The organism is Microcoleus sp. D3_18_C4 (assembly GCF_036702355.1).
Taxonomy (GTDB): Bacteria; Cyanobacteriota; Cyanobacteriia; order Cyanobacteriales; family Microcoleaceae; genus Microcoleus.
In genome coordinates this window covers 132,356-142,459 of record NZ_JAUBTF010000012.1, presented here as the reverse complement: position 1 = coordinate 142,459, position 10,104 = coordinate 132,356, and the positions used below count along the sequence as shown (strand labels likewise).

Here is a 10,104-nt window from a genome sequence, read left to right as displayed (position 1 = left end):
TTCGGTGCTGCCCCTGCTGACTCGCTCAAAGGCTGCTAATAAGGTTTCAACTTCTGTTTCTCTGCCGTAGAGTTTTTGAGGTATTTGAAACTTATCTGTAATATCTTTTTGGGCGATCGCAAAATCTGCAATTCCTCCCATAGTTTTTAATTGTTCTAGGCATTCTTCTAAGTCAGCTATAATTCCCCAAGGGCTTTGATATCTGGCTTCAGCGGTTTTCGCTAATAGCTTCATCACAATATCAGAAACAGCTTTAGGAATTTCTCGATTGATTTGATGGGGCGGTACTGCTTGTTTGGCAATGTGACAGTGGATTAATTCCATTGCATCGCTGTAATCCCATGGCAATTGCCGCGTTAGCAGTTCGTAAAAAGTGACTCCTAATGAGTAAAAATCAGTGCGATAGTCGATCGATCGGTTCATTCTGCCTGTTTGTTCCGGCGATATATAGCTAAGAGTGCCTTCTAAAACATTAGGATTTTTCAGGCTAGGATTTTCGCGCTTTAAAACTGTAGAGATGCCAAAATCTATAATTTGAACTCGCCCTGTGCTTGAGTTAATAATAATATTGCTGGGATTGATATCTTTATGAATAATTTTATGTCGATGAATTTCACCTAAAGCCCTGGTTATTTTAATAGCTGTTAATAAAAACTCTTCTAAGGTAAGTTGATGAGAAGCCAACAAGAGCTTTAATGAGTCTCCACCACAATCCTCGAAAATGATAGCCAAACTGTTATGGTATCTTTCTAAGCTGTAGGTTTTAGGCACACTTTCTAGGTGAAGATTCTGTGTGATTTCGTATTCCTGCTTGTATCTGACTAACGAAGCTGGCATCGGATAATCTTGTTTGAGAAATTTGATAATTACCGGTTGGTTGTCTTCCTTTCTCCGTCCTCGGTAAACTAAAGAATTATTACTTTCATGGATTTGGTTGGTAATCTCGTAGCCCGGTAAGTTAATCATTCTTACAGCCTCTTGTCAGTATTAATACTCAATTATTTTTTTATATATTGTTAATTAATTAAGTATATGTATTATCTAATACATAATATCGGAAAATTTAATAAAAACTTAAGTTTAAAAAGAAAAGTTATTGTTTATTAACATTTCTTAAAAATAAGACGGCTAAACGTTCCGGTCAGGAGTACGATCGCTCCCCAGTTTCCTGCAAAATCCGGCAAAACAGAGTGAAGTGCGATCGCCCTTGGTCTTCATAGCAGATGTGGGCGTTGCATAATTAGAGTATAAATAGGGCGAATCACCATGCCATGAAAGCGAGTGCAAATCGCCTCTTTTTCCTTCTTCATTCCACATCTTCATTACCAAGGATTACCAATCATTGTAAAGGCGGCCCAATAATAAGGATGCAAAAGCACGCGATCGCCCCGCGCCGCAATTTCCGGAGGCAAAATTAGACTTTCAGAAAGCCCTTCGACTCGCAACATCCCGTCTTGAATCCGCACGCGCCCCTGCAGCATCTCCAATTGCGCGCGCCGCAAAGCCTCCGCTTTAATCATCAAATTGCCACCGCGTTTGGGTGTCCGCAACTGGCGATAAAACTCAGTCATCAGCCCCAAAGTCCCCTCATCGCTGACTTCCCACAAACTCGCTAAAGCGGATCTAGCACCGCTAGCTACCGCCAAACCCGCAAACCCCAACTCCGCCTCTTCGTCGCCCAAGGCGGTACTGCACGCGCTTAAAACTAACAGATTGACCGGCGGTTCATTCCATCGCAACTGCCGCATTTGATCGATACGCAATTTACTATCCCACAACTGAATGTAAGAATTTTTTGGTTCCCCGGGCTGGAATTCGCTGTGAGTTGCTAAGTGAATGATACCAAAAGGTCGATTTGCTCGCTGAGCTTGCAAATTTCCGAGAGTAAAATCTTGATTCAAAAATGATTTTCCCCGATCGGGCGGCGCGATCGACTCTAACTCCACCGGTACCGCTGGTAATGGCGCTTTATCTTCAAATACCGACGCCCCCATTGCCAAAACTTCATCATCCGCAATATTGTCGTAGCGAGTATCAGTCAAACTCAGACTCGGCATCACGCTAATGCTGTATTTCTCAACTAAAAAGCCTTTGCCGTCGTGAAGTGCCGCAAACGGCACGCTCCGCAAACCTGCTGCCGGAATTACAATTAAATTGTCAATTTTTAAAGCTGTCAATTCTGCAGCAACTGGCGCAATTAACCACCGATAAAGTTTTTGCGCCGTATCCAAATAACTAATGCTGCTTCTTTTTCGGGGATTAGTTATTTCGCTTTGCAGGGCCTCGGCTAGTTGCAACACCTGCCAGCGCGTTGTCGCCGGAATTAAAACGCGCCTCGGTTCATCGTTAGCTGTTACTAACACTAATTCTAAATGCTCCCCGTTAGGAACATCGGAAACTTCTGTGCCATCCGGCGGCAACCTCTGGGCTACCTTATCTTCTAAGACGCGAGGGGGCCCGGAGGTGAGGTTTTTTCTCACAGGCAACAGATTAGATAAATCCTGAGTGGCCACCAGCACTGAACCATTTTCTTTGGCGGTGGTGGCAGCCAAGCCGCTGACCCAATTCATATAAATAATGGCAGATTTTATCCCGGTAATTTTTTCGTTTTTGCGAAGAGTTTCGTAAATTACCGACATATTACTAATCGGCGTTCTTGCGGGCAAGTCTAGATATTTTTCGTACTCGCGAGTAAAGGTTTGCTCAAACTCTAAAACTCCCGCTCCGACCGAATCGAATCTGCGAGAAGGAGCGAAAATATCCGGCCTAATTGGGGAATGTTTGTATCTACTTTGCGACTCTAATTCTACTTGCAAAGATGCAGGAAGTGATGGGGGAGGCTCAGGATTTACGGGAACTACAGGCGGTGCGGGAATTGGTACGGGAATTGGTGCGGGAATTGGTGCGGGAATTGGTGCGGGAATTGGTGCAGGAGTAGAGGGCGGGCCCGGTGTAATTAGGGAAATCTGATTTGGTAAATTTCCTTGGGTGTAAGTTTGTCCAAAAGAAAAAGTGGGCAAAATGGCGTTTCCCGCGCCAGCATTAATGCTTCCCAGGGTTCCATTGTCGATCGCGCCGCCAACTACAAACGGTCGATCGCTACCGCCTCCGTGCCCAATTGCGATCGCCCCCGCCCCCGCACCTCCGGCAGTAGAAATACTCGAAGAATTGCCCGATATATCGTTGAAAACATTGTTCGAGCGAAACAAACCGAGGGTTGTCACATCAACGCTGCCACCAGCGCCACCAGTGCCACCTTGAGCATTGATAAAGCCCAACTGAATGTTATCAGTCGCGTTCAGGGAAACGCCTCCGCCGTTGCCGTTTGAAGTGCCGCTGGAGTTGATATCTAGAGCCGAAATGCCCGCTTTCGAGGTGACATCGATATTTCCGCCGATCGCCCCCGAAGCGTTCAAAGCTCCGGCAGTTAAAGGCCCAGCATTGGTTTGGAGAGCGATCGCGCCTCCTGTGCCCGCCGATGACGAGTCGATCGTACCTGCAGCAACAGTATTTCCCTCAACCCGAATTCTCCCACCATTCGAGGTAATATTACCAGTCCGAACCTCCCCGCTTCCTTGCAGATTCACACTGCCGCCATCCGTCCTTAAATTACCCTCTAGAAGGACGTTTTCTGCCTTGATATCGGCTCCCAAAGCGGCCGTGCTGTCCCCCCCGAAGGTAACGGCATCTCGCGCGTTAACGCTCAAAATGCGGGCGGCAATTGTGGAAGCAGCCGTCACGCTAGCAGCATCAGCCGAGAGCAGGCCCAACCTCTGAGTTTGACCGACTCTGCCGTCAAAAGTAATGTTGCCACCAGCGCGCAGCGTCAAATTATTTGCTCGGCCCGGCCTGCTGTCGAGGGTATTGGCAAAAGTGATATTGCCGGTAGTGGCGGCTAGGGCGGCGGTGCGATCGACTGTGACGTTACTATTGAAAGTCATGTCGCCAGATGTCGCAATATTGCCCGATACCTGGGTACTGCCGGCGTTTACAGTCAAACTCGCCAGCGGTGCAGCTTGACCGACTGTACCGCCGAACAGCACTCGCTGAGCGTCTAGTCTTAGGGCGTGAGATCCGTCTAGGCTGCCGGAGAACAGAATGTTGCCGCTAAGTTCCGTGCTCAAAGCCACGTCAGCATTGAGGGATGCGTTTCCTGTAAAAGTGAGATCGCCGCCGGATGTCGCAATGTTGGCGTTGAGATCAGTTTGGGGCGCGTCGAGAGTCAAGCTAGCGCTGCCACTTGTTCTCAGGGGATTGTCGATCCTGATCGAGCTGCCTTGAAGTGTCAGCGGGCTGTTGAAGGTAATGGGTGCGACGATCGCGATCGAGGAGCTGCTACCGTTTTCGCGCCCGATCGCGATCGAGCCGAAATCCCCCGCCAAAGCGCCGAGATCCCTTGCCGTCAAGTCCAAAATGCCCAAAATATCGCCGGTGCCACCGATCCGAATCGATCGGCTATCGTTGGGTTGCAAGCGAATTGTTCCCCCCGCACTGCTGACAGAATTGCTGCCACCTCTAAAGTCAATGCCGTTACCAGTGATAGCGATATTGCCGCCGTTGGCATTAAGTCCGCCCAGAGAGATGCTGCTGCCAAAAATGTTGATGTTGCCGCCTTGAGTCTCGATTGCGTCCTGGAAGTCATTGACAACAAACACTCCGCCGGATCTAAATGTTACGGTGTCTCCCGTTCTTGCTTGCAGGGAAAGTTGGTTATCGGGTAAGTCTTGGAGGGTGATGTAGCCGGGGGTTTCTAGAACCACGTTGCTGCCGGCTGCCATCTGTTCCAACTGTACTTCTGAGATCGATGTTTCATTGGGTTCGGGTGCCGATGCGAGTTCCCCGCCAGATGGCGCGCTGGTGTCGCCGTTACCGCTGACGATCGTAATATTTGCCGGATCGAGCCACAAATTGCCGATCGCACCGTTAGTCGCGCGGGTATCGACCTGTCCTTGGAAAGTTAAAGCATTTTTGCCGGAAACTTCTACTCTTCCGCCGTTACCTGCGGCGATGCCCCCGCGAGCACTAATATTGCCGAAGAAGCGAGTTGTATTGTCTGACCAAATTACCGCAGTGCCGCCATTGCCACGGTCGATCGCATCTGCTGCGATCGTAGAATCAGGACTAACATAAGTTACCAGTGCGTTCGGCACTGGTTCCATCCCTTGGAAACCGCCTCCGACGCGCACAGTACCTCCGCCATCTGTCCCGGAAGCATTGATATTTGCGCCGAAGAGTCCGACTTTTTCCCCTAAAATATTGACTGTGCCGCCAGCATTCCCAGAAGGGCCAAATACATTTACCGAACCGGAGACGATCGCACTTCCGGCAACTGCCGGCACTGTTTGGCTGCCAGTCAGTACCAATTGACCTTGTTCGTTAGTCGTTAAACCTGTGGCTGACGCTACGCCGGGTCCCGTCAGCAACTGAGGCAAAGAAACCGGGGCAATCACCGAGTTTTCTAACTGCAAAGACGGAGTAATTTCTAAACTCAATAAATTGCCACCTTGACTGATACGGACTGCATTTTGTCCCGGAACAGCAGCCACAGTAACTTGACCATGGGGAGCGGATAATTGTCCTGTATTAACAACGGTGCCACCTAGCAAAGTTAAACTTTGCCCGCTGCCAACTGCCAAGTTTCCCGCATTGACAATTGCACCAACTTGTGAGTTATTAAAATTAAATTGATTGGGATTTCCCAGTAAAGCTTTGTAATCATTAATTCCGGCAGAATTGAACCAGCGATCACCGAAGCCAATACCTGTAGCAGTTGTCGCGAAAAAAGACCCCGGCACGTTTAATCTAGCATTTTGACCGAAGACAATTCCCGCCGGATTCATTAAGAATAAATTTGAGTTACCGCCGCTTACAGAAATCAGACCGTTAATGACGGAAACATTGTCACCGGAAATCCGCCCTAAAATATTTTGAATATTTGGATTAGTTATAAAATTAGCTATTTGACCTTCGCTGAGATTAAATTGGCTGAAGCTGTGAAACAGATTTGCCCCGTTTCCTGACAGTTGTCCGCCACTAATGTCTGTGCGGTTTTGCTCGGACTTAACAACAGTATTCGTGCCATCAGTAGCAGGGACTACGGGTTGCGATCGCACTGCTAGCGGTAGCAGCCCAAAACCTAATGTCAAAATTAGAGCAGAACGGAAATAGGTCATTGGAGGAAGCCATTAGTCATTAGTTATTAGTTCTTAGTCATTAGTCATTAGCCGGAAGGAAGAGGGAATTCAGAAAAGCCAATTCTCCATTACCAATTTTAATCTCTTCTCGTTTTGATTTTTTTTGAGCTGTAATGTTCCGCCCAAGTGCCAATAAACTTAAAAAGGTCGATCGAATACCGCCACCGCCGGGGGTCGATCGCACTCCAAAACCACCCGTTGCCAGAATGTCGGAAATTTAATGCAGATTTTATATTTATCTGTCGCAGGTATCTTGACAAAATGCCCTCAAAGTCTTATGATTGCAGCACTGACTGGGTGGGACGGCAAAAACCCGCAAAATAACTGGCTGCTCTAATGAAGTTAAAAACAAAATATTAATGCTTTTAGAGACCAACCATGCAAACTCCAGCTTTCCAATTTCTAACTGAACAAATAGTAGAGCGGATATTTTCGTCAGGCGAACTGACTCGCGATGACAGACAGCGAATTCAGTCAATGCTCTTAAATGAGTCGATCGGCGAAAATGAATTGAGCTTAATTGAAAGAGTCATGGAAGGCGTAGTCAAGGGAATACTTGACGTGCTCAATTAGTTGAGAACGGGCGATAACTTATCTAAACGTAGGGTGCGCCATGCCGCGCACCTTACCCTAATTTTAAATAAAAAAATCGCAAAGCGAAAAGCGAAAATTCTGTCACGGTTCTAAAAATCATCATCCGGGCTGTCATCCGGGCCGTCATTCGAGATTTCATCGCGACGCACAAGTTCAGAAGGAGGCCTATCGCTACTCCAAGCCCACCACACACCGCCACACTGGCATCGGTAAAATTCTTGCCACTTGCGGCGGTTGAACTCGGTGTATACTGGCGATCGGCGATTAATCCAGACCTCAGCGGCATCCGTACAGCTAGCGCCGCACTTGGGACAGCAAAACTCATTAGCGTGAACCGCCGTCGCAGTCCATTCAGGAGGATGTGGAGCAAAAGCTTCCATGTGTTAGAGTTTCTATTTAAACTGCTGGTAATTACGGCAAATCAAGGCTTGCTAAAGATCCGCAGAGTTCGGAATGACCTAAGCAATGACATAAGTACGCTGTTGAGTGCGTAATTTATCTGCCCGTTATTTTTTTTTAGCATTTGCCGTCAGATGAATAGTATAACTGATGTGGTGCAAGCCGTCGATCGGCATTCTCAACTATTTCAAGGACTAGGCTCATGTCTATCTACAATCTTATCTCGTTTCTGGGCATTTTTGGCTTATGTGCGATCGCCTGGGTTTTTTCAGAAAACCGACAGTCGAAGTATATACCTTGGCGCGTCATCATCTGGGGCATTGGCCTGCAATTAGTCTTAGGATTTTTAGTATTCCTGTTCCCCCCAACTCGCATCGCTTTAGAATGGTTTACTAGCTTACTGGATGGAGTATTCACCGCTGCTGACGCTGGAGCGAGATTTGTATTCGGGAGCAATGTTGTACCGATACCTGGTAAAGATCCGGCAGTTAATTTAGGATATATTTTTGCCTTTCGAGCTTTACCGACAGTCATCTTTTTTTCTGGCCTCATGGCCTTGCTATACAACATCGGCGTGATTCAAATTATCACCGAACTTTTTGCAAAAATCTTTTATATGACAATGCGGTTGAGCGGCGCGGAAGCCCTCAGCGGTGCGGCTAATATTTTCGTAGGAATTGAAGCGGCAATAGTCGTCAAGCCTTATTTGCCAAGAATGACTCGTTCGGAACTTTGTGCAATCCTCTCTTGCTGTTTTGGAACCGCTGCTTCTTCAACTTTAGCAATTTACGTTAGTTTTCTCAAGCCAGTTTTTCCCAATATTTTAGGACACTTAGTTTCAGCCTCAATTATCGCTATTCCCGCTTGTTTTGTTCTATCCAAAATCTTAGTACCCGAAACAGGAGTGCCCCTGACAATGGGTGGCATTCCCAAGGAAGAACCCAAGCCTAAAGGCCGCGAGTTTGTGGGCGAAGAAATTTCGGACAGGGAGCGCGAAGAATTCACACAAGAGACTGTTGGGGGAGAACCCATCGAAAGAGTCAGCCCTCTCGATGCAGCGATAATTGGTGCATTGGACGGTGTAAAAATGGCAGTAGCAATTGCCGCTGTTTTGATTTTAATCTTAGGCTTAGTTTCCTTAATCAATCAATTCTTTGGTTGGCTGGCAATTTTGCCCGGCCCCATTGGTGACTTGTTCAAAGTTGTCACCTTAGCCAACATTATGGGATTTTTATTTTATCCCCTGACGCTATTAACAGGAGTTTCATTAGACGACTCTTGGCAAGCGTCAGTAATTATCGGTCGCAGGTTGTTAGAAACAGCCATTCCGCCCTATCAAAGTTTAGCAGAAGCATCGGCAAAAGGACTGGTGAGCGATCGTACAGTTTTAATTGTCAGTTACGCCCTTTCCGGCTTTGCCCACTTAGCATCCGTCGGCATATTTGTCGGCGGCACAATCGCCCTAATTCCATCCCGTCGCAAAGACATTTCCGAACTCGGTTGGAAAGCATTATTTGTCGGCACCTTAGCGACAATGATGATCGCTTGCATCGCGGGAACCTTCGACACCGGAGACGCCAGCATTTTAGGCGCTAAAACAGCCCCTGCTGCCCCGCTAACAGCCCCTGATTCTCCCAAACCACTGCCATCCCCAGCCGCGAATTCAAAGCCGTCAGTTGCCCCATCAATTGCCAGTCCGAAGCCTTCGCCGAAGAGTGAAAAAGCAACTCCGAAAGCTCAATAATCTCCCAAATCAGACTCTAAGAAAAGTCATTAAATGAGCTATGGGAAAAGGACACGGCAATGCCGTGTCCCTACAGATTAGACTCAAATTGCAAGCATTCCCAAACTATCTAAAAATTATCTGCGTTTATCTGCCTTGAATCTGCGGTTGACATATTAATCAAAAATTTCTGCTATAGGTCTAATTACCAATAACCAATTCCCCAAAAATATGAATCCCGATCCAGAAATTCGCCGCCTGTTAGATGTGATGCCCGCTTCGGGCCGCATGATGTGTAAAATCATTAATAAGCCCCAACAATCAACGGTAATTGACTGCGATTTTCCTTTGCCTTGGAATCAATCTCGCCCGATTTATATTAATTTTGATTTGTGGCGGCTGCTATCTAAGCCGCAGCGGGATTTACTGCTATTGCGGAATGTAAGTTTTCTGTGCAATTTTAAGTGGTTTAAACCGGATATTTATCAAGGTGCGGCTCTGGCGGGAATTGTCGGGACTGTTGTAGAATTGTTGCAGGGAGATGCGATCGGCACTGCGATCGCGGGCGGTTTGACAGGACTCGCCATGACTCGAATTTGGCGCGACAACCGCAGTTCCCAAGTAGAATTAGATGCTGACGAAGGGGCGATTAGAGTAGCGGGAAGGCGTGGTTACAACGAAGCGGAAGCGGCCGGACATTTGCTTGGGGCGATCGAGGCTGTGGCGCAAATTGAAGGGCGCAGTTTAGATTTTAACGAGTTGATTCGGTGTCAAAACTTAAAGGCGATATCGGGTATTTCGACGGTGGGCGTGCCCGATAGTGTAAGGAAAGATTGAAAAAAACCTAGATATAATCAAGATGGAAGCCCATAAAATTCACAACGATGCTAATCCTGCCAAAACTGGAAAACCTGCGCGATACTCTACCTATAGAAGGAGCTGTCCGAATTGAATTAGTGGAAGACATACCAATTTTTAAAGCCTCCACAACTGTCAAAAATCGCATCCAAGAACTGTTGGACAAACAACAAACTTTCCCCCTAAATCCTGACGAAGAACAAGAACTCAATCTTTACGAAGAAATCGACGATTACCTCAGTTTTGTCAATCGGACTGTCCGCAATCTTTTCTTGGGTCAGATTCAGCCTACTGTGTAGAAATGTCCCCTCGCCCTCAAATCCCTGAAAATATCCA

At 47.2% G+C, this 10,104-nt stretch carries 7 protein-coding genes; 4 read left to right on the top strand and 3 right to left on the bottom strand.

What is annotated here, in order from left to right; genetic code table 11:
• Together QUA90_RS08925 and QUA90_RS08920 are read right to left on the bottom strand one after the other, a co-directional pair.
• A partial coding sequence (locus tag QUA90_RS08925) for a protein kinase domain-containing protein (RefSeq protein WP_333389424.1) occupies positions 1 to 966 on the bottom strand: 966 nt, incomplete at its 3' end.
• 356 nt (positions 967 to 1,322) lie between these two features.
• Complete coding sequence (locus QUA90_RS08920; RefSeq protein WP_333445012.1) at positions 1,323 to 6,173, bottom strand: CHAT domain-containing protein; 4,851 nt, start codon at positions 6,171 to 6,173, stop codon at positions 1,323 to 1,325.
• Between the two features lie 399 nt (positions 6,174 to 6,572).
• On the opposite strand from QUA90_RS08920, the gene QUA90_RS08915 reads away from it, so the two are divergent.
• Entirely contained in the window at positions 6,573 to 6,767 is a 195-nt protein-coding gene (locus QUA90_RS08915; RefSeq protein WP_333085563.1) for a hypothetical protein, read from the top strand.
• A 110-nt stretch (positions 6,768 to 6,877) separates the two neighbouring features.
• On the opposite strand, the gene QUA90_RS08910 is transcribed toward QUA90_RS08915, so the two are convergent.
• A complete protein-coding gene (locus QUA90_RS08910; RefSeq protein WP_333210323.1) occupies positions 6,878 to 7,168 on the bottom strand; it encodes a hypothetical protein in 291 nt (96 codons plus the stop codon).
• A 221-nt stretch (positions 7,169 to 7,389) separates the two neighbouring features.
• Here QUA90_RS08910 and QUA90_RS08905 point away from each other — a divergent pair, with 221 nt between their 5' ends.
• The 3 genes from QUA90_RS08905 (at position 7,390) to QUA90_RS08895 (ending at position 10,067) form a co-directional block, all read left to right on the top strand.
• On the top strand, positions 7,390 to 8,931 hold the full coding sequence (locus tag QUA90_RS08905) for a nucleoside transporter C-terminal domain-containing protein (protein WP_333445010.1): 1,542 nt from the start codon (positions 7,390 to 7,392) through the stop codon (positions 8,929 to 8,931).
• Between the two features lie 210 nt (positions 8,932 to 9,141).
• Positions 9,142 to 9,747 carry a DUF3318 domain-containing protein gene (locus QUA90_RS08900; RefSeq protein ID WP_333389430.1) on the top strand — a complete coding sequence of 202 codons (606 nt, stop codon included), beginning with the start codon at positions 9,142 to 9,144 and terminating at the stop codon, positions 9,745 to 9,747.
• Positions 9,748 to 9,794: 47 nt separating this feature from the next.
• A complete protein-coding gene (locus tag QUA90_RS08895) occupies positions 9,795 to 10,067 on the top strand; it encodes a hypothetical protein (RefSeq protein WP_333389432.1) in 273 nt (90 codons plus the stop codon).
• The last annotated feature ends 37 nt before the right edge of the window (positions 10,068 to 10,104 follow it).